Source organism: Lentzea sp. NBRC 102530 (genome assembly GCF_030269365.1).
Lineage (GTDB): Bacteria > Actinomycetota > Actinomycetes > Mycobacteriales > Pseudonocardiaceae > Lentzea.
In genome coordinates, this window is record NZ_BSTF01000002.1 from 768,229 (window position 1) to 786,444 (window position 18,216).

18 protein-coding genes are annotated in these 18,216 nt (G+C 71.7%); 10 read left to right on the forward strand and 8 right to left on the reverse strand.

Annotation, left to right across the window (positions count from 1 at the left end):
- Positions 1-1,089 (forward strand): phosphoketolase family protein, encoded by a 1,089-nt coding sequence (locus tag QSK25_RS07155; protein WP_285635297.1) that lies wholly within the window; start codon positions 1-3, stop codon positions 1,087-1,089.
- Entirely contained in the window at positions 1,086-2,057 is a 972-nt protein-coding gene (locus QSK25_RS07160; RefSeq protein WP_285635014.1) for an acetate/propionate family kinase, read from the forward strand. The genes QSK25_RS07155 and QSK25_RS07160 overlap by 4 nt, the downstream gene beginning before the upstream one ends.
- Here the strand turns inward: QSK25_RS07160 and QSK25_RS07165 are convergent, their stop codons facing one another.
- Both QSK25_RS07165 and QSK25_RS07170 read right to left on the reverse strand, forming a co-directional pair.
- Complete coding sequence (locus QSK25_RS07165) at positions 2,058-2,513, reverse strand: hypothetical protein (protein WP_285635018.1); 456 nt, start codon at positions 2,511-2,513, stop codon at positions 2,058-2,060. It abuts the gene before it with no gap.
- Positions 2,514-2,515: 2 nt separating this feature from the next.
- Positions 2,516-4,807, reverse strand: a complete 2,292-nt coding sequence (locus tag QSK25_RS07170) for a molybdopterin oxidoreductase family protein (protein WP_285635020.1) — start codon at positions 4,805-4,807, stop codon at positions 2,516-2,518.
- A gap of 124 nt (positions 4,808-4,931) precedes the next feature.
- Between QSK25_RS07170 and QSK25_RS07175 the strand changes: the two genes are divergently transcribed.
- Genes QSK25_RS07175 through QSK25_RS07185 form a run of 3 tightly spaced genes read left to right on the forward strand, consistent with a single transcriptional unit; the run spans position 4,932 to position 6,818 of the window.
- Positions 4,932-5,924, forward strand: coding sequence for an NAD-dependent epimerase/dehydratase family protein (locus tag QSK25_RS07175; RefSeq protein WP_285635024.1), 993 nt, complete (start codon positions 4,932-4,934; stop codon positions 5,922-5,924).
- A gap of 34 nt (positions 5,925-5,958) precedes the next feature.
- Complete coding sequence (locus QSK25_RS07180) at positions 5,959-6,333, forward strand: hypothetical protein (protein ID WP_285635028.1); 375 nt, start codon at positions 5,959-5,961, stop codon at positions 6,331-6,333.
- Positions 6,334-6,380: 47 nt separating this feature from the next.
- Positions 6,381-6,818 carry an SRPBCC family protein gene (locus tag QSK25_RS07185; RefSeq protein WP_285635033.1) on the forward strand — a complete coding sequence of 146 codons (438 nt, stop codon included), beginning with the start codon at positions 6,381-6,383 and terminating at the stop codon, positions 6,816-6,818.
- Here QSK25_RS07185 and QSK25_RS07190 read toward each other — a convergent pair.
- Positions 6,799-8,172: a cryptochrome/photolyase family protein gene (locus tag QSK25_RS07190; RefSeq protein ID WP_285635036.1), complete on the reverse strand. Its 1,374-nt coding sequence runs from the start codon at positions 8,170-8,172 to the stop codon at positions 6,799-6,801. The genes QSK25_RS07185 and QSK25_RS07190 overlap by 20 nt on opposite strands.
- A gap of 203 nt (positions 8,173-8,375) precedes the next feature.
- Between QSK25_RS07190 and QSK25_RS07195 the strand changes: the two genes are divergently transcribed.
- Positions 8,376-8,768, forward strand: a complete 393-nt coding sequence (locus QSK25_RS07195; RefSeq protein WP_285635039.1) for an STAS domain-containing protein — start codon at positions 8,376-8,378, stop codon at positions 8,766-8,768.
- Positions 8,769-8,883: 115 nt separating this feature from the next.
- On the opposite strand, the gene QSK25_RS07200 is transcribed toward QSK25_RS07195, so the two are convergent.
- The gene (locus QSK25_RS07200; protein ID WP_285635042.1) at positions 8,884-10,074 is read right to left on the reverse strand and encodes a zinc-dependent alcohol dehydrogenase; all 1,191 of its coding nucleotides are present in this window, start codon (positions 10,072-10,074) and stop codon (positions 8,884-8,886) included.
- 114 nt (positions 10,075-10,188) lie between these two features.
- On the opposite strand from QSK25_RS07200, the gene QSK25_RS07205 reads away from it, so the two are divergent.
- Positions 10,189-10,905, forward strand: coding sequence for a HemK2/MTQ2 family protein methyltransferase (locus QSK25_RS07205; protein WP_285635300.1), 717 nt, complete (start codon positions 10,189-10,191; stop codon positions 10,903-10,905).
- The gene (locus tag QSK25_RS07210; protein WP_285635045.1) at positions 10,820-11,047 is read left to right on the forward strand and encodes a CDGSH iron-sulfur domain-containing protein; all 228 of its coding nucleotides are present in this window, start codon (positions 10,820-10,822) and stop codon (positions 11,045-11,047) included. The genes QSK25_RS07205 and QSK25_RS07210 overlap by 86 nt, the downstream gene beginning before the upstream one ends.
- On the opposite strand, the gene QSK25_RS07215 is transcribed toward QSK25_RS07210, so the two are convergent.
- From QSK25_RS07215 to QSK25_RS07225, 3 genes are all read right to left on the reverse strand, one after another.
- Positions 10,969-11,958, reverse strand: coding sequence for an iron-containing redox enzyme family protein (locus QSK25_RS07215; RefSeq protein WP_285635048.1), 990 nt, complete (start codon positions 11,956-11,958; stop codon positions 10,969-10,971). The genes QSK25_RS07210 and QSK25_RS07215 overlap by 79 nt on opposite strands.
- 7 nt (positions 11,959-11,965) lie before the next feature.
- The gene (locus QSK25_RS07220) at positions 11,966-12,955 is read right to left on the reverse strand and encodes a carboxylate-amine ligase (RefSeq protein WP_285635051.1); all 990 of its coding nucleotides are present in this window, start codon (positions 12,953-12,955) and stop codon (positions 11,966-11,968) included.
- 61 nt (positions 12,956-13,016) lie between these two features.
- On the reverse strand, positions 13,017-15,071 hold the full coding sequence (locus tag QSK25_RS07225) for an ANTAR domain-containing protein (RefSeq protein WP_285635058.1): 2,055 nt from the start codon (positions 15,069-15,071) through the stop codon (positions 13,017-13,019).
- A 182-nt stretch (positions 15,072-15,253) separates the two neighbouring features.
- Here QSK25_RS07225 and QSK25_RS07230 point away from each other — a divergent pair, with 182 nt between their 5' ends.
- Complete coding sequence (locus QSK25_RS07230; protein WP_285635061.1) at positions 15,254-15,646, forward strand: ATP-binding protein; 393 nt, start codon at positions 15,254-15,256, stop codon at positions 15,644-15,646.
- Positions 15,647-15,760: 114 nt separating this feature from the next.
- Positions 15,761-16,963, forward strand: coding sequence for a PP2C family protein-serine/threonine phosphatase (locus QSK25_RS07235; RefSeq protein ID WP_285635067.1), 1,203 nt, complete (start codon positions 15,761-15,763; stop codon positions 16,961-16,963).
- Positions 16,964-17,035: 72 nt separating this feature from the next.
- On the opposite strand, the gene QSK25_RS07240 is transcribed toward QSK25_RS07235, so the two are convergent.
- Positions 17,036-18,193: a glycosyltransferase gene (locus QSK25_RS07240; RefSeq protein ID WP_285635070.1), complete on the reverse strand. Its 1,158-nt coding sequence runs from the start codon at positions 18,191-18,193 to the stop codon at positions 17,036-17,038.
- Positions 18,194-18,216: the final 23 nt, after the last annotated feature.

Here is an 18,216-nt window from a genome sequence, read left to right on the forward strand (position 1 = left end):
ATGGCGGCCACCGAGGACCGGCGCGACTTCCGCATCGTCTGCCCGGACGAGCTGGCGTCGAACAAGCTCGACGAGGTGCTGACGGTCACCGGGCGCGCCTTCACGCGGGACTTCCAGGGGTACAGCGAACACCTCTCGCCGGACGGCCGCGTGCTGGAGGTGTTGTCCGAGCACTTCTGCCAGGGGGTGCTGCAGGGGTACCTGCTGACCGGACGGCACGGCCTGTTCCCGTGCTACGAGGCCTTCGTGTCCATTGTGGACGGCATGGTCAACCAGCACGCCAAGTTCCTGACGATGGCGCGCGACGTCCCGTGGCGGGAGCCGGTCGCGAGCCTGAACTACCTGCTGACCAGCGAGGGCTGGCGGCAGGAGCACAACGGCTACAGCCACCAGGGACCGGGGTTCATCAACAACGTGCTCACGAAGAAGGCCGCTGTCTCGCGGATCTTCCTGCCGCCGGACGCGAACACGTTGCTGGTGACGCTGCGGGAGTGCCTCGCCTCGACCGGCCGGATCAACGTCGTCGTGGCGAGCAAGCACGAAGGGCCGCAGTGGCTCGACCTCGACGCGGCGCGGCGTCATTGCGCGGCGGGCGCGGGGGTCTGGCAGGACGCCGGGGAACCCGGCGTGGTGCTGGCCTGCGCCGGGGGAGTGCCGACGGTCGAGACCGTCGCGGCGGCACGGCTGCTGCGCGAACGGGCGCCGCGTTTGAAGGTGCGGCTGACCAACGTGACCGATCTGTTGTGCCTGGCACCGGACGGTCTCCCCGACGACGAGTTCGCGCGCTGCTTCGGCGGTGACGACGTCCCCGTCGTGTTCGGCTTCCACGGTTATCCGTCCGCCGTGCACATCACGCTGCACGGCCGTCCGCGCCCGGATCGCTTCCACGTCCACGGCTACCGCGAGGAAGGCACGACGACCACGCCGTTCGACCTGTTGGTGAGCAACGAGATGAGCCGCTACGACCTCGCGGCCGACGCGGCGCGGCGAGCGGGCGTGGACGTCGCGGACGACCTGCTGGCCGAGCGCGACCGGTTGCTGGAGCAGGCCCGCCGCGACGGCCAGGACCCGCCGGAGGTGGGGGCGTGAGCACCGTGCTGACGATCAACCCCGGTTCCAGCAGCCTGCAGGCCGAGGTCGTGGACGCCTCGTCCGAGCGGGTCCTCGCCCGCGCGGAGAGCGAGGCGGAGCTGGACGACCTGCTGGAGCACGACGTCGACGCCGTCGGGCACCGGCTCGTGCACGGCGGACCGGAACTGCTCGCTCCGACGGTGGTGGACGACAGCGTCGTCGAACTCGTGCGCGACGCCTGTTCGCTGGCACCACTGCACGTACCGGTCAGCCTGAAGTTGCTCAGCGCGTTGCGGGACAGGCTTCCGGATGTCCCGCACGTGGTGTGCCCGGACACGGCCTTCCACCGCGACCTGCCGGAGGTGGCGGCCACCTGGGCGGTGCCCGAGTCGTGGCGGACGAGGTTCCGGTTGCGGCGCTACGGGTTCCACGGCCTGTCGTACGCGTGGGTCGCGAGCCGGGTCGACGCACCGAACGTGCTGGCCGCGCACCTGGGCGGTGGGTGCTCGGTGTGCGCGATCGAGAACGGCCGCAGCGTCGACACCTCGATGGGGTTCACCCCGCTCGACGGCGTGCCGATGGCCAAGCGCTCCGGCAGCGTCGATCCCGGCATGGTGCTCTGGTTGCTGGAGCAGGGGCTGACGCTCGACGAGGTGCGGGACGGCCTGTACCGGGAGTCCGGGTTGCTCGGTCTGTCCGGCGGCCTGTCGGACGACACCCGCGAGCTCGTGGCGTCCGACGACCCGAAGGCGGCGTTCGCGCTCGCCGTGTTCGCCCACCGCGTCAGCCGTGAGCTCGCGGCGACGGCGGTCTCCCTGCGCCGGGTCGACGCGCTGGTGTTCACCGGCGAGATCGGCTGGGACCAGCCCGAGGTCCGCGAGGCCGTCCTCGCCGGACTCGGGATCCTCGGCGACGTGCCCGTGCACGTGGTGAAGCCGGAGGAGAACCTGCAGATCTGCCGGGAGACGCTGCGCGCCCTGCGGTGATCAGCCGACGATCAATGCCTGGGGCGCGCTCTGCTTGATCCTGGTCTTCAGCCACGCCAGCTGCCGGGCGGTGTCCTGCTCGCAGGCGTGGACGACCTGGATCAGTTCGGTGTCGCGCAGCCCCTGTGCGGCCTGGCCGACGACGGTCCAGGTGATGTCCGTGAACGAGGTCAGCGCGTAGAGGTCCTGCAGGTCGCGCAACAGCCCGACGCCACCGCCGCGGGCCGAGTCGAGGCCGGCCGCGTGCAGCCGCTCCGGTTCGGCCTCCCGGTGTTCCCCGTACCGTTCGACGACGGGAGCGAGTTTCTCGGCCTGCCGGTCGATCCGGTTCGCGAGGGTGTGGCACGTCAGCCGCACGTCTGGTTCGTCGCCGTGCCCGGACGCGACCTCGCGGAACGCGTCGGCGAGCGTGCGCAACGAGCCGTGCAGGAGTCCGAGGTAGGTGGCGAGGTGCACGGTCAGTCCTTCCTGGTGATCCGCACGGCGCTGATCTTGAAGAGCGGCTGCTTCGACACCGGGTCCCACTCGGTGAGCGTCAGCTCGTTCGCGGCGCGGTCGTGCTCGCCGGAACCGGAGTCCCAGTAGCCGTAGTGGAACGGCAGGAACACCACGCCGTCGCGGCACCGTCCGGTGCGGACCGGCACCTCGACGCCGCCGCGCGCCGACTCGACGCGCACGACGTCTCCTTCCTCGACGCCGAGACCGGCCGCGTCGGCGGCGGACAGCTCGACCCACGGCTCGGGGGCGGCGTCGCGCAACGGCTTCGACCGGCCCGTCTTCGTGCGGGTGTGGAAGTGGTACGCGGTGCGCCCGGTCGTGCACAGGAACGGGTACTCGGCGCTCGGGGACTCCGGCGGTGGCGTGTGTTCCAGCGCCTTGAGGAACGCGCGTCCGTCCGGCCGGGCGGCGCGGTACTGCTCCGGCGTCACGCCGGCACCGGTGAGGAGATCGTGGCCGTAGTCCTCGCACTCCTCCGCCGCCGTGGGGAAGACGTTGTCGGTGTAGAGGCGTTCCTGGCCGTGCGGCCACGGGATCCCGCTGCCGCCGCGCAGCTCCGCGTAGGACAGGGAGGTGTAGTCGCAGGGGCGTCCGCGGCTGCACTCGCGCCAGGCGTCGAACGCGCCCTCCGGGTCCTTCCAGGTGATCAACGGGTTGCCGTCGCGGTCGCGGAACCCCATGCGGTGCGCGTAGTCGAGGAAGATGTCGAGATCGCTGCGGGCCTGACCGGGCGGCAGCACCGCCTGCTCGGACAGGTGCACCACGCGGGAGGCGTTGGTGAACGTGCCCTGCTTCTCGCCCCACATCGCGGCGGGCAGCACCACGTCGGCCAGTTCGGTCGTCTCGGTGCGGAAGGCGTCCTGCGCGACGACGAACAGGTCGTCGCTGCTCAGGATCGACCGGATCCGGGACAGCTCGGGCAGGGAGACGGCCGGGTTCGTCGCCGAGATCCAGAGGAACCGGATCGAACCCTGCTCGGCGTACCGCCAGATCTGCATCGCGTGGGTGGGCGGTGCCCAGTGCGGGATCGTGAGCGGGTCGACGTTCCACAGGTTCGCGAGCTCTTCGACGTGCGCCGGGTTGTCCCAGTTGCGGAAGCCGGGCAGGTCACCGTCGGCGCCGCACTCGCGGGTGTTCTGGGCGGTCGGCTGGCCGTTCATCTGCAGCACGCCGCAACCCGGTTCGCCGATCAGGCCGCGCAGCAGGTGCAGGTTGTTGACCTGGCAGGCCGCCGCGGTGGCCTGGTGGGACTGGTAGAAGCCCTGCAGCACGGTGGAGAGCACCCGCCGGCTCGTGCCGAAGATCTCGGCGGCGCGACGGAGGTCGGCGGGGGAGACGCGGCAGATCTCGGCGACGTGCTCGGGGGTGTAGGGCTCGACCGTCGCGACCAGGTCGTCGAACCCGATCGTGTGCGCGGAGACGTAGTCCCGGTCGACCCAGCCGTGCTCTACCAGCTCGCGCAGCAGGCCGTTCATAAACGCCAGGTTGGTGCCGGGCAACGGGGCGAGGTGCACGTCGGCGGCTTCGGCGACCTTCGTGCGCCGGGGGTCGACGGCGACGAGAAGAGGCCGGTCGGGGCCTTCGAGGCGGTCCAGCACGCGCGACCACAGCACGGTCTGCGTCTCGGCCATGTTGTGCCCGAACAGGAACAACGCGTCGCACGCCTCGACGTCGGCGTAGCAGGCGGGCTGGCCGTCCGAGCCGAAGGTCTCCTTCAACGCCGCGGCGGCCGTCGCGGTGCACAGACGGGTGTTGCCGTCCATGTGCGGCGTGCCGACACCGGCTTTGCCGATCACGCCGAGGGTGTAGTACTCCTCCAGGAACAGCTGCCCGCTGGTGTAGAACCCGTGCGAGAGCGGCCCGGACTCGCGCAGCAGCTCCTGCGACCGGCGCACCACCTCGGCCATCGCGGTGTCCCAGTCGGTCTCGACGAGCCGGCCGCCGCGCCGGATCAGCGGGGTGGTCAGGCGGTCCGTGCGGTGTGCCTGCCACGAACCGAAGAGCCCTTTGGGACCCAGCCTGCCGCGGTTCACCACGTCGGCCGCCCGGCCGCGCACCCCGACCACCCGGCCGTCCTTCACCGCGATGTCGCAGCCACACCCGTTGCTGCACAGCACGCAGGCCGACTGCACCCAGGAGTCCACATCGGACTCGGCGAGGCCGTCCGCCAGCTGCAGGTCGACCCGCTCCGGCCAGGGCGTGTCCCGGGCGTGCGGGGTCCGCGCGCCCCAAATCTCGGTGATGCGGTCCATCCCGTGGCGGTACCCGGCACGGGAGCCTCGAAACTCCCGGTCCGGCATCGCCCACCCGGGACTGGTCAGGAGGGGGAACGGGTACCCGTTCGAGTACAGGGTGGCTGACCGAAGGGGCACGGACATGAGGGTTGTCGTCACCGGTGCGAGCGGGAACGTGGGCACCGCGTTGCTGCGCAGGCTCGCCGACGAGCCGGACGTGGAGGTCCACGGCCTCTCCCGCCGCACCCCGGATGACGTGCCGCCCTACCAGGGGGTGCGGTGGACACCGGTCGAGCTGGGCAGGGCCGGCGCCGAGGAGGTGCTGAAGAGCGCGTTCGAGAAGGCGGACGCGGTCGTGCACCTGGCGTGGCTCATCCAGCCCTCCCGCGACGAGCGGCTGTTGTACCGGACGAACGTGGCCGGGTCGGCTCAGGTGTTCGACGCCGCCGTCGCCACCGGGGTGCCGCACCTGGTGCACATGTCGTCGGTCGGCGCCTACTCGCCGGGCCCGAAGGACCGCCGGGTCGACGAGTCCTGGCCGGTCGGCGGCGTGTCGACGTCCTCCTACAGCAGGCACAAGGCCGCCGTGGAGCACATGCTCACCAAGTTCGAGTCGAAGCTGCTGATCTCCCGCGCCCGGCCGGGACTGGTCCTGCAGTCCGACGCCGGTGCCGAGATCCACGAGTACTTCCTGGGGCCGTTCGTGCCGAGGTTCCTGTTCGGACAGCGGATTCCGGTGGTGCCGGTGCCGCGCGGCCTGGTGACGCAGTTCGTGCACTCGGACGACGTCGCCGACGGCCTCGTGCGGATCCTGCGCCGACGCCCGGAGGGCGCGGTGAACTTCGTGGCCGACCCCGTGATCACCCCCGACGTGCTGGCGCAGGTGCTCGGCGGCAGGCACGTCGCCGTCCCGCCGCGGTTGCTGCGCGGCCTCGCGAACGGGACGTGGCGGCTCCGGATGCAGCCCACTGCACCGGGATGGGTAGACCTGGCCCTGAAATCGCCGCTGCTGGACGCGTCACGCGCCCGCACGGAACTCGGCTGGGAACCGCGCCACGACGCCCGGGAGACGTTGCGGGCGCTGTTGCGGGGCATCGCGCGGGGAGAGACGGTCGAGGCAAGTCCGGCGCTGTGAAGTCCGGCCCTGTGAAGTGGGTACCCGGCCGGGCATGGACGACAAGACGACCGATGCCGTCGGCAAGCTGCGCAAGGCCCTGGAGACCACCGAACGCGCCCGCGGCCACCTGTACTCGTTCCACCAGCTCACCGGCACCGCCGACTTCGAGCTCGGCGACGCGGTCGAGGCGTTGCGCGCCGCCGGGCACGAGGACCACGCCGACCGCGTGCAGCGCGAGCTGCTCGGGCACGACGTCCTTTCCGGACGGTGGACCTTCCAGGTCGTCGAGGAGTACGACGACTCCTACTACGACGTCTTCCGCGATGTCGAACAGGCAGTGCGCGACGACCTGGCCGACGGGGAACGGCACGGCCTGGAGAAGCGGATGAAGGAGGAAAGGCAGCGGAAGAGCGACGAGGCGCGGTGATGTTTCCCGGCGGGTATTCGTCGCTGCAACCGTGGAAAGGACTTCCGATGACCACCGTCTCCCGCACGTTCACCGTCACCGCCGCGCCGGACGTCGTCGTGCCGTACCTGGCCGACTTCGGCAACGCCGTGCGCTGGGACCCCGGCACGCAGAGCTGCACCCGCAACGACAGCGGTCCCGTCCAGGTCGGTGCGAACTGGCACAACACCTCGAAGATCGCGGGCATCACCACCGAGCTGACCTACACCCTCGAACAGCTGACCGGTGACCGCGTCGTCCTGGTGGGCCGCAACGACACCGCGACCTCCACCGAGACCATCGACGTCGTCCCGGACGGCACCGGGTCGAGCATCACCTACACCAACGACCTGGAGTTCCACGGTGCGGCCAAGCTCGCCGCACCGGCGGCGAAACTGGTGTTCGAGAAGCTCGGCGACGACACCGAGGAGCAGCTGACCGAGGTCCTCAACGGGCTCGCGCGCTGACGGCCCTGGACTTCCCCGCGGCACGGGCCGCCGCGAACCTGTCGGCGGCCTCGCGCAGGTCCACCAGGGGCGGCGGGTAGTCGAGCGCCGCGCGTTCGTCGTCGGGGAGCGTCCACGGTTCGTGGAGGTATCGGACGTCCACATCGGACAGTTCGGGCAGGTACCGCCTGACGTAGGCGCCGTCCGGGTCGTAGCGCTTGGCCTGCGCCACCGGGTTGTGCACCCGGTTCGGGCGGGTGTCCGTGCCCGTTCCGGCGATCCACTGCCAGTTCATCTGGTTGTTCGCGAGGTCGCAGTCCACCAGCAGGTCGGTGAAGTGCTGGGCACCGCGCCGCCAGTCCACGTACAGGGTCTTGCACAGGAAGCTCGCCGTGATCAGACGGGCCCGGTTGTGCATCCAGCCCTCCTGGGCGAGCTGGCGCAGGCCGGCGTCCACGATCGGGTAGCCGGTGCGGCCGTCCCGCCACGCCTCGAAGTCGCGGTCCGACCTCCGCCAGCGGTCGTGGCGGGTGCGGTAGTCCCGCGAGGCGGACTCGGGGCGGGCGGCCAGCACCTGGTGGTGGAAGTCGCGCCAGGCGAGCTGGCGGGTGTAGGCCCTGGCCCCCTCGGACGCGGTGCCGACGCGGTCGAGCAGTTCGGTCACCGACACCGTGCCGAAGTGCAGGTGCGGGGACAGGCGCGAGGTGGCGTCGTCAGAGAGGGCGTCGTGCAGGTCCGCGTAGCCGGCCACGCCCGTGCGCGCCCAGTCCGCCATGAGTTTCCGGCCGGCGGTCTCGCCGCCCGCGGCCAGGTCCGGTGACGTGGCGCCGCGGTGGAGCTCACCGGGCAGGTCGCCGGCCGGTGCGGGCACCGCGAACCGCCGGGGTGCGCTCAGGACGCCACGCCGGTGCGCGGTCTCCCACCGGCGGAAGTACGGCGTGAACACGGCGAAGTGGTCGCCGCCGCCGGACGGGGTGAGCGAGAGGGGCGGCACGGCGTTGATCGACGCGTCGTGGACGTGCACCGCGACGCCCAGTTCCCGCAGCGCCTCCTCCCGGCGGCGCGCGAAGCCGCTGACGTCGGCGGCCAGGTGGATCTCGTCGACGCCGTGGTCCCGCACGACCCTCGCGACCTCGTCGACGAGCTTTCCCTCGCGCACGAACAGACCGCCGCCCCGTTCCCGCAGCGCGGCGTCGAGGTCCCGCAGGCAGTCCAGGAGGAACGCCGCGCGGTTGGCGTTGAAGAACGACGACGAGGTGATCGCGCTGTCGAGCACGAACAGCGGGACGCACCGGTCCGCGGCGGCCGCGGCGTGCAGCACCGGGTTGTCGTGGACCCGCAGGTCGCGGGTGAACAGGGCGATCGAGGTCCTCATCGGCGAGCGGTACCCGCAGGTGGCGCCGGGCAATCATGCCGTCGCCCGATCAGGGGAGCGGTTGTGCCGGGACGGACAACGGCCTAGCGTGAGGTGGAGGAAACAGACCACCGATCTGCGTCTTGTGAGGTCATCGACAGGTTCTCCGGGTTGGGCAGCGGCTCGCGTCGGCGCTTCGCGCGGTTTGCCGGGAGGAGCGCGCCATGAACGAGCAGCCCAGCGGAACAACCGCCGTGCTGACGGCCCGGACGGAACACCAGGACGGGGTCGCGGTCCTGGTCGTGACCGGTGAGATCGACCGGATGACCGACGAATCACCGTTGCGCGAGGCGTTGGACGCCGTGCGGCGGGGCCCCGCGGCACTGGTCATCGACCTGGACGCGGTCAGCTTCTTCGGTTCGACCGGGATCAACCTCCTCATCACCGTCGAGCACCAGGCCAGGGCGATGGACGTGCCGTTCGCGGTCGTCGCGGGCGCGCGGAGGGTGCTCAAGCCGCTCGCGATCACCGGGGTGGACGCGCTGCTGCCGTTGTACCCGAACAGGGTCGAAGCGTTCCTCGCCCTCCGGTCCGTGCCGCGGCCCCGGCGGGGCTGACCGGAACGGAAAGGGCGGCACCGCCCACCCGAACGGCGTCCACTGGTGTAGGCGGTCGTCACGTCCACATCGACGTCGACGGTCCCGGTGATCCCGCCCAAGGGGGCGTCACTTCTCAGCCAGCCGGGTGGAACACGACTTTCTGAGCCCCGTGGAGCTTCTTCTGGAACATCTCGTAGGCGCGCGGCGCGTCCTGCAGCGGCAGTCGGTGGGTCGCGAAGTCGTCCACGCCGAGGGGATCGTCGTCGCCGGAGAGCAGCGGCAGGATGTCGTCGATCCAGCGGCGGACGTTGGCCTGTCCCATGTGGAGCCGGATCTGCTTGTCGAACAGCTCCATCATGGGCATCGGGTCGATCATGCCGCCGTACACGCCCGACAACGAGATCGTGCCACCGCGCCGGACCGAGTCGATGGCCGCGTACAGCACGCTCAACCGGTCGATGCCCGCCTTCTCGGTGACCAGCGCGCCCGCCGCCTGCGGCAGCAGCGCCACGAGGTTGTGCGCGAACTTGGCCGCCGGCGCGCCGTGCGCCTCCATGCCCACCGCGTCGATGACGGCGTCGGCACCACGGCCCGAGGTGAGCGCCCGGACGGCGTCGCCGATGTGGTCGTGGTCGCGGGTGTCGATCACGGTCGCGCCGTGCGCCTCGGCGCGCGCCAGTCGTTCCTGCACGAGGTCGACACCGATCACCAGTTCGGCGTCCTGGTGGCGAGCGATGCGGGCGCACATCTGCCCGATCGGCCCGAGGCCGAAGACCACGACGGAACCGCCCCGCGGGATCTCGGCGTACTGGACCGCCTGCCACGCGGTGGGCAGCACGTCGGACAGGTAGACGAACCGGTCGTCGGGTGGCCCGTCCGGCACCTTGATCGGCCCGTACTGGGCCTGCGGCACGCGCAGGAACTCGGCCTGCCCACCGGGCACCCGGCCGTAGAGCCGGGTGTAGCCGAACAGCGCCGCACCCTTGCCCTGGTCGGTGACCTGCGTCGTCTCGCACTGCGACTGGAGACCGCGGTCGCACATGAAGCAGTGCCCGCAGGAGATGTTGAACGGCACGACCACGCGGTCACCGGGCTTGAGCGAGGTGACTTCGGCCCCGACCTCCTCGACGACGCCCATCGGCTCGTGGCCGAGAACGTCCCCCTCGGTCATGAACGGGCCGAGCACCTCGTACAGGTGAAGGTCCGAACCGCACAGCCCGGTCGACGTGACCCGGACGACGGCGTCGGTGGGGGACTCGATGCGCGGGTCGGGCACGGTGTCGACCCGGACGTCGCGCTTGCCGTGCCAGGTGACGGCCTTCATCAACGCTCCTCTTGGCAGAGAACGGGGTTGCGGGCCGGGTGCCCACGAAATCGCCGGGCAAACACCGTCGCACGACCTTGTTTCAAGGTCGTGGAACTGGCCGACTCGTTGTTCGTGATGCTGCTCAGAGCGCGAGGTGTCTACGCGCCACAGGAAGACACGTCTTTTCTCCTGGAAGCGCTGCGCCAGGCGGCGGTTCCCGCGCGCGCCCGCGTCCTGGACATCGGTACCGGCACGGGCGCTCTCGCGCTGGCGGCGATGCGCGCCGGTGCCGCCGAGGTGACCGCTGTGGACGTCTCACGGCGTGCGGTGTGGACGGCGCGGGTCAACGCGGCGCTGCACCGGCTGCCCATCAGGGTCCGCCACGGCGACGTGCTGGACGTCGTGGGGGACGAGAGCTTCGACCTCGTCCTGGCGAACCCGCCCTACGTGCCCGCCGACCGGGCCGCGCGAGGTCCTGCACGGGCCTGGGACGCGGGGCTGGACGGCCGGGTCCTGCTCGACCCGTTGTGCGCCAGGGCGTTCGACCTGCTCAACCCGGGCGGGGTGCTGCTGATGGTCCACTCCGCACTGTCCGGAGTGGACGAGACGGTGCGCCGGCTGCGGGACTGCGGGCTGAAGGCGGCGGTGGTGCAACGCCGCACGGTGCCGTTCGGGCCGGTGTTGCGGTCCAGGACGGCGTTCCTGGAGGAGCAGGGCCTGATCGAGCCCGGTCAGCGAGAAGAGGAACTGGTGGTGATCCGCGGTGACCGAGCAGAACCCGCGCCGGGTGACGATCGTGCCGAACGGCCCGGTGCTCGTCGAAGGTCCGGTCGAGCTCGTCACCGATGACGGCGTGACGCACACCAGCGACCGTTTCGTGGTCGCGGTGTGCGCCTGCCGCCGCAGCAAGCGCTACCCGTTCTGCGACACCAGCCACCGCAGGCGCGTCCGCAGCGACGACTCGCCCGCGTCCCACGACGACCGCAGGTGATCGGCCAGCCGCGCCTCCAGCAGTTCCGTGGCCTGGATGCCGAACACCACGTCGGCGCGCAGTGAGGGTTCCTGCTCCAGCAACGAACCGATGACGTCGTTGCGCATGATCTGCTCGTGCACTGCGTCGGCCTCGATGTGCTCGGTGAAGAACTCGACGCACCTCGGGTCGGCGCCCAGCCGGGTCAGCGCCTGCGCCATGCGGTGGGCACTCGGGGCCGTCGTGATCTCGGCGGCGGCGAAGTGCCCGACCAGGGCCCCGCGCAACGACCGGTGCAGGCCGAAGAGCGACATCATGTTGACGATCGCGATGGCGGGTGCCGGCACGTCGTCCAGGTAGTGCAGGTAGTCCGCCGACATGCCCGCTCCTTCGAGCAGGTCGGCGTACAGCCGCGAGTGCATCCGGTCGGCCCGTCCGCCACCGAACTCGTCGAACTCCACCGCCACCAGCGCGGCCTTCGCCCTGCCGCGCAACCGGGGGATGACCCAGGCGTGCGGATCGGCCTCCTTGTGGTGGTAGACCGAACGATGGGCGAAGTACTCGCACATCTGGTCCCAGGTCCCGTGGTCGCGCAGGTGGTGCGACACCCCGTTGCCGGGCACGTGTTCGACCAGCAACGCCCCCAGGGCGCCGTCCAGGTCGTCCCCACCCTCCACATCGGACCGGAGTCCGGTCAGGAAGACGTCCTCGGCGCGCGACCGGAGCCGCAGCAGTTCCGGGTCCCACTCCCAGGCCGGGTCCACGCCGGTGAACCCGCCGTAATGCAGCTCGTACAACGTGTACAGCGCGATGGCGAGGTCTTCGCTGTACGGATCGGCGGGCACGAACTCGATGACGCGGCCGTCCGGCGTGCCGTTCAGCGCGGCGACGACTCGTTCGGACAGAGGACCGCGAGGTGAGGGAAGCTCCACTCCGCAGTCATACCCGGCGATCCAGCAGCCCAAGCACGAGAGCCAGCTCGCCGCGTTCCTCCAGCGCCGGGGTCACCCGCGAGACCAGTTCGTCCAGCACCGCGGTGGCGGGCACCCGGCACTCGCGCCACGGGTGCACCGCGGCGCCGTCGAGGCCGTACCGCGACGCCGTCCACACGGCCGCCGCGAGCACGTCGTCGCGCACCGCAGGGGGCTCGGCACCGGCCTCGACGTCCTGGCACGCGGTGTGCACGAGCGCACGGCACAGGGCGGACTGCAGCACCGCGTCGTCGACCTCGGCCGCCGCGTCCGCCACCCGGAACTCCACCGTCGGCACCTTCGTGCCGAGCCGGACGAGCCAGAACGACTGCGCGGCGTCCACGAGCGCCCCGCACGCCACCGTCCGGGCGATGTGGGCGTCGTAGTCCGCCGCGCCGGCGAACAGCGGCGGCACACCGGAGCCGGGGAAGCGGGACTGCTGCACCATCCTCCAGCTCGCGTAGCCGTGGTCGGGGGAGTTGGCGGACAGCGCCAGCAACGTCGGCAGCCACGGCCGGACGTGCCCCAGCACCGCCACTCCCGTCTCGCGGTCGGGAACTCCGACGTGCACATGGCAGCCGCACGCTTCGTAGTCCTCGACGACACCGGCGTACGCGTCGAGGATCCGGTGGAACCGCGCGCCGGGTGAGATCACCGAGTGGGTGGCGGCCTTGCGGGGCGTGCCACGGGAAAGCAGCTCCAGTCCCTCCTCGCGGGCCGCGTCGGCGAGCAGGCCACGGGCGGTCGCCAGTTCCTCGCCGAGCTTGGCGGCGCTGGTGCACGGCCCGGTGGCCGCCTCCACCTGGGTTCCGGCCAGCTCGGCGTGGAACCGGGTGAGCGCGGTGTCCCGCACGCGCGCCAGCACCGCGTCCGCCCGCATCACCGTCCGCCCGGAACCCGCGTCGACGAGCAGGAACTCCTCTTCCACGCCGACGGTGTCGGCACAGCGTTCTGGCACCCGGCCATCTCCGCTCTTCGGGGGACTTCGTGGCGCACGGGTACCCATCCCGCGCCACCGGCTACTCGTCGAGCTCGTCCCGGCGCGCCGCGACGGTGCGGGCGATCTCGACGAGCTTGGTGTTGAGGTGCTGGGACGTCGTGCGCAGCAGGGCGAACGCCTCGTCGGCGCTGATGCCGAGGCGTTGCATGAGAACGCCCTTCGCCTGGCCGATGACGTCGCGGCTCTCGATCGCGCGCCGCAGTTCTGCCTGGCGCAGTCCGGCCTGTTCGGCCAGACGTGCGTGGGCGAGGGCCAGCGACCCGTGCATCGCGAGCAGCACCGCCATCCTGGCGTCCGCGCTCGACAGGCCGTCCGGACGAGCCGACCAGACGGTCAGCGCCCCGGTGCGGTCGTGCAGCGCGGTGGTGAGCAGCGCGCGGTGGCCCTGGGCGACGGCCGCCTCCGCGAACTCGGGCCACCGCTGTTCGGCGGCGACGTCGTCGCACTGGACCTGCGCGGGCGCTTCGGGCGTGGTGACGTCGAGGCAGGGGCCTCGTCCAGCGACCGCCTGGATCCCGTCGAGCTGCTCGGCCCCGGCACCGCTGGACGCCGCGGTGGTGAGTGCGTCGCCGGACCGCAGCGTCACGCTGACGAGGTCCGCCCCGGGGATCACCGCGCAGGCCGTGCGGACGAGGAACGTCAGCGCGTCCTCCGCCGTCGCGGCGCCGAGCAGCGCACCGGTGAGCGACTCGAACTGGTCGAGCACCGCCTCGGTGAGCCGGTCGTGGTCCGCCCTCGGACGCAGGCCCCGGCGTGCGGGTTCGTCGTCGTGCAGGGTCTGCCGCGGGGTGACGCCGTAGGTGGCGCGGTAGTGCGCGGCGAACGCGGCTTGCCGCTGGTAGCCCCACCGCGTCGCGATCCGGCCGACGGCGGTGTCGCCGATGTCGCCGGTGTCCGAGGCGCGCAGGTCCGCGCGGGCGCCGTCCAGTCGTACGCGCCGCAGGTGGGCCATCGGCGTGGTGCCGAGGTGGCGCCGGAACGCCTGCTCGACGGACCGCGGGGAGACGCGTGCGGCGGCGGCGATGTCGGCGAGACCGATCGGGCGGTCCGCGTTCGCCTCGACGAACGCGATCGCCCGCCGCACCACGCCCGCGTGCGAGTCGCGGCCGTCCAGGCCGGAAGCGCTGGTGGGGAAGGCTTTCAGCACGGCTGAGGCGAGGTACTGCGTCGCCGTCGCCACCACGAGCTCGTCGTCGCCGACACCGGGAACGGCGAGCACGTCGTCCCGCAGGTGCGCGATGGCCCGGCGCACGTGCCGCGCACCGGCCTCGTCGACCGGGCGGTGGTCCAGCAGCCGGACCGGTTCGCCGGCGACCTGCTCCAGCAGCGCGGGATCGAACATCGTGATGCCGTAGCGGGCGCGGACGATCCGGCCGACGTAGGCGCGGTCGGGCGGTGAGAACGAGAACAGCTCACCCGCACCGAACGACCGCTCCTCCCGCCATTCCTCCACCCGATGTCCCTCGACCGTGCCCTCCTCGATGTCGCACAGGCAGATCTGCCCGAGCGGCTGCACGTCGTAGCTCATCTCGAAGGTCAGGTCGAGGCGGTCGATGCTCAGGCCGCTCGTCGCGACCCTGGTGATGTGCGCGCCGGAGGTCCCGGTGTCGCTGCCGATCCGCATCGGGGCGTAGGACGCGCTGAGGAACTCCTCGGTCACCTCCAGATCGGTGCTGTCGAACGCCAGGGTGTTCACCGCGGAGCCGAAACCACTGGTGTCCGCTGACCTCCTGGTCGCCGCGTCCGCGAGCGCCTTGGCGAACGTCTTGTGCCGGGAGAGGGCGTGCTGGGCGTCGAAGTGGTCCAGCACCGCGTCCGCCGCGCGGCTCGACGGGGCCATGACCAGCGAGCACCCGCCGCCGCGACGCAGGACGGACCCGCCGAAGCCGACGACGGCCCGTGCCATCGCCACGGACAGCAGCGTGACCTGTCTCAGGTCGAGCACGACGTGCGCGGCGTCCCCTGCCGTGGCGTTCAGCGCTTCGACGAGGGACGCGGCGTCGTGCGACACGTCGGGCAGCGCCAGCACCTGGACGGAGCCGATCCGGCGTGCGCTGATCTCCACGTGGTGCATCGGCCAGTTCCCCTTATGTGCTGGGTTCTCTTCACGGCCGCTGCTTGCTCAACGAGAGGTCCAGCATTCCCGACCCGGGAGTCGTTGTCGACTCGCCGCAAACGACCCGAGTATTCGTGGTTTAGAGCGGCCGTCACCGGGTACACCGGCTCGTTTGCGTCCTCGGCGGGAAAAGAGCAGCCATGGCCCACCAGGTTCCGTCCGTGGTCCTGGACCTGCGCATCGACCGCGACCTGGTGCTGACGGACCTGCGGCACGACGTCGGCAGCGCGTTGACCGGACTGGGCGAGGACCACCTCTACGACGTGTTGATCGTCGTGACGGAGCTGGTGAGCAACGTGCTCGACCACACGACCGGGCACGGCCGGGTGCGGGTGCTGCGCCGCCGCACGCCCTGCGAGGTCACGGTCGAGGTCGACGACACCTCCTCCGAGCACCCGGTCTACGGGCGCTCCCGGCTGGGCGAGCACCGGGGCCGGGGCGTGGTGATGGTCGAGGGCACCTCCAGTGCCTGGGGCATCACCCTGCTGCCCGACGACGGCAAGACCGTGTTCGCGGTGGTCCCGTGTCCCTGAGGAGGAACACGATCACTACCCGGTCGGGGCGATCTCGAAACCGATCTCGGGCAAGCCGGTTGAGGGGCTGCTAGACGTGGAACGCGCACAGCCGACGAGCGGGACGGAGGCGGGATGACCGGGGCGGGGAGTGCGATCCGGTGGCGGGTGCTGGACGCCGTGACGGACGAGACGCTCAGGGACCTGGGCGTCGACGAGCTCCTGCGGGTGCTGCTCGACCGCGTCCGCGCGTTGCTCGCCGTCGACACCGCCACCGTCCTGCTGGTGGACCAGGACGGCGTGCAACTGGTCGCGCGGGCGACCTCCGGCCTCGACCAGGAGGTCTTCCAGGGCGTGCGCGTCCCGCTCGGCAAGGGGTTCGCGGGCCGGGTGGCGCAGACCCTGCGCCCGGTGCAGATCGAGCGCGTCGACGAGTCCACCGTGGTCAACCCGCTGCTGTGGGAACACGGATTGCGGGTGCTGCTCGGCGTGCCGATGGTCGCGGAGGGCGAACTGGTCGGCGTCGTCCACGTCGGCAGCACCACGTCGCGGCGGTTCACCGACGAGGAGGCCGACGCGCTGCGGCTGGTCGCCGACCGCCTCGCGATGGCCGTGTACGTCAACCGGATGCGGGCCGAACGCACCGCCGCGACCCTGCTGCAGGAGAGCCTGCTCCCGTCACACCTGCCGAGCACCCAGGGCTGGGAACTCGCGGCCCGGTACGTCCCCGGCGCGGGCAACGGCGTCGGTGGCGACTGGTACGACGTGTTCGAACTGCCCGGCGGGCGCACGGGCGTGGTGATCGGCGACGTCGTCGGCAGCGGGCTGCGAGCCGCGGTCGTCATGGGCCGGTTGCGCAGCGCGTTGCGCGCCTACGCCCTGGACTACGCCGATCCCGCCGTGGTGCTGGGGAAACTGGACCGCAAGGCGAGCCACTTCGAGCACGACACGATGGCCACCGTCGCGTACGCCGTCATCGACAGGGCCGCGCGATGCATGCGCCTGTCCGTCGCCGGACACCTGCGGCCGGTCGTCGCGGTGGAGGGTCAGGACCCCGCGTTCGCGAACGTGCCCGTCGACCCGCCCGTCGGGTTCGAACTCGTCACCGGCGGGCGCCGCGCCACCGACGTCGACCTGCCGCCGGGGACCGTGGTCGTGCTCTACACCGACGGCCTGGTGGAACGGCGCGGCGAGGACCTCGACGCCGGCCTGGAACGGTTGCGGCACACCGTCACCGCGACGGATCCGGAGGCGGTGTGCGCGCGGGTGATGGCGACGATGGTCGGCGACCAGCAGGCCGCCGACGACATCGCGCTCGTGGCGCTCCGGCACAGCTGACCAGGTCCGGCACGGTCGCCGGGTAGGAGGCGCCCGACTGCCGCCGTCGCCCGCCGGACGTGCCGGACAGGGCTAGGACACGGCCTGGGGTGACACGGCGACCGGCACGTCGGCGACGCGCGCGTAAACCGACGTCAGCTCCCGCGCGAGGCGGTCCCGCGAGTACCTGGCCGTGGCCCGGTCCCGTGCGGCGATGCCCAGCTGCTCGCGCGCCGAGACCTCGTCGAGCAGCCGCGTCAACGTCCTGGTCAGGGCGCGCGGGTTGCCCGCGGGCACGTGCAGTCCGCTGACGCCGCGCACGACGGCGTCGGCCAGCACGCCGACCTCGGTGGCGACCACCGGGGTCCCGCACGCCATCGCCTCCAGCGCGATCCGGCCGAACGGCGCCGTCTCGGGCAGGCAGACGACGACGTCGGCCGACCGCAGCAGCGCGGGCCGCGCCGAGCGCGGAACCCGCCCGGCGAGGACGACGCGCTGCGCGACGCCCGCGTGCCGGGCGAACGACCTCAGCTCGCGTGCTTCCGCACCGGCGCCGACGACCACCACCTCGGTGTCGTCCAGCAGCGGCAGCACGGAGACCAGCTCGGCGACGCCACGACTGGACTCGGCGTTCGCGACGGTGACGATCCGGCGGGCGTGCCGCTTGCGCGCGACGGCACCGTCCGGGTGGAACAGGTCGAGGTCGACGCCGCCCGGGACGATGCTGATCCTCGCCCGGTGCACCCCGGTCCTCGTCAGCTCGGGTACCTCCGCGGCGCTCGTGGTGACGAACCGGGCCACCTCACGGGCGAGCAGTCTGGCCGCGTCGCCCGACCGGAGCGGTTCGGGCGAGTCGTCACCGTGCCCGGAGTGCACGACCGGCGTCCGCGTGCGGTCCACGCTCGTGACGGCGGCCAGCCCGGCCAGTTTGCCGTGGGAGTGCACCACGTCCGGCGGACTGCTCCGCCACCGACCCGCGAGGAACTCGGCGATCTCGCCGAGGTGCCGCTCGGCGTCGTCGTCGCGCGGTTGTGGTGTGCCGGTCGGCACGAACACGACCTCGTAGCCTTCGCGGGCGATGACGCGCTCAGGAGCGGCGGGGTCCGATTTGTGACGGAACACCGTCGGTTCGTGGCTGTGGCGGCTCAGCGCGACGGCCAGTTCGGTGACGTGGGCCCGTTGTTCGGACGAGCGGGTGGGCAGGTCCACCAACGCGATCTTCAGCACGTGGGCAGGGGAACGTTCAGGCATACCGGCGACTCCCTCGTCGAGGT

Bases quoted from the DNA above. Each gene is read 5' to 3' on its own strand.
- QSK25_RS07175 (WP_285635024.1), top strand. From the start codon at position 4,932: ATGAGGGTTGTCGTCACCGGTGCGAGCGGGAACGTGGGCACCGCGTTG.
- QSK25_RS07235 (WP_285635067.1), top strand. From the start codon at position 15,761: ATGACCGGGGCGGGGAGTGCGATCCGGTGGCGGGTGCTGGACGCCGTG.
- QSK25_RS07185 (WP_285635033.1), top strand. From the start codon at position 6,381: ATGACCACCGTCTCCCGCACGTTCACCGTCACCGCCGCGCCGGACGTC.
- QSK25_RS07225 (WP_285635058.1), bottom strand. From the start codon at position 15,071: ATGCACCACGTGGAGATCAGCGCACGCCGGATCGGCTCCGTCCAGGTG.
- QSK25_RS07155 (WP_285635297.1), top strand. From the start codon at position 1: ATGGCGGCCACCGAGGACCGGCGCGACTTCCGCATCGTCTGCCCGGAC.
- QSK25_RS07195 (WP_285635039.1), top strand. From the start codon at position 8,376: ATGAACGAGCAGCCCAGCGGAACAACCGCCGTGCTGACGGCCCGGACG.
- QSK25_RS07180 (WP_285635028.1), top strand. From the start codon at position 5,959: ATGGACGACAAGACGACCGATGCCGTCGGCAAGCTGCGCAAGGCCCTG.
- QSK25_RS07190 (WP_285635036.1), bottom strand. From the start codon at position 8,172: ATGAGGACCTCGATCGCCCTGTTCACCCGCGACCTGCGGGTCCACGAC.
- QSK25_RS07170 (WP_285635020.1), bottom strand. From the start codon at position 4,807: ATGGACCGCATCACCGAGATTTGGGGCGCGCGGACCCCGCACGCCCGG.
- QSK25_RS07240 (WP_285635070.1), bottom strand. From the start codon at position 18,193: ATGCCTGAACGTTCCCCTGCCCACGTGCTGAAGATCGCGTTGGTGGAC.
- QSK25_RS07230 (WP_285635061.1), top strand. From the start codon at position 15,254: ATGGCCCACCAGGTTCCGTCCGTGGTCCTGGACCTGCGCATCGACCGC.
- QSK25_RS07200 (WP_285635042.1), bottom strand. From the start codon at position 10,074: ATGAAGGCCGTCACCTGGCACGGCAAGCGCGACGTCCGGGTCGACACC.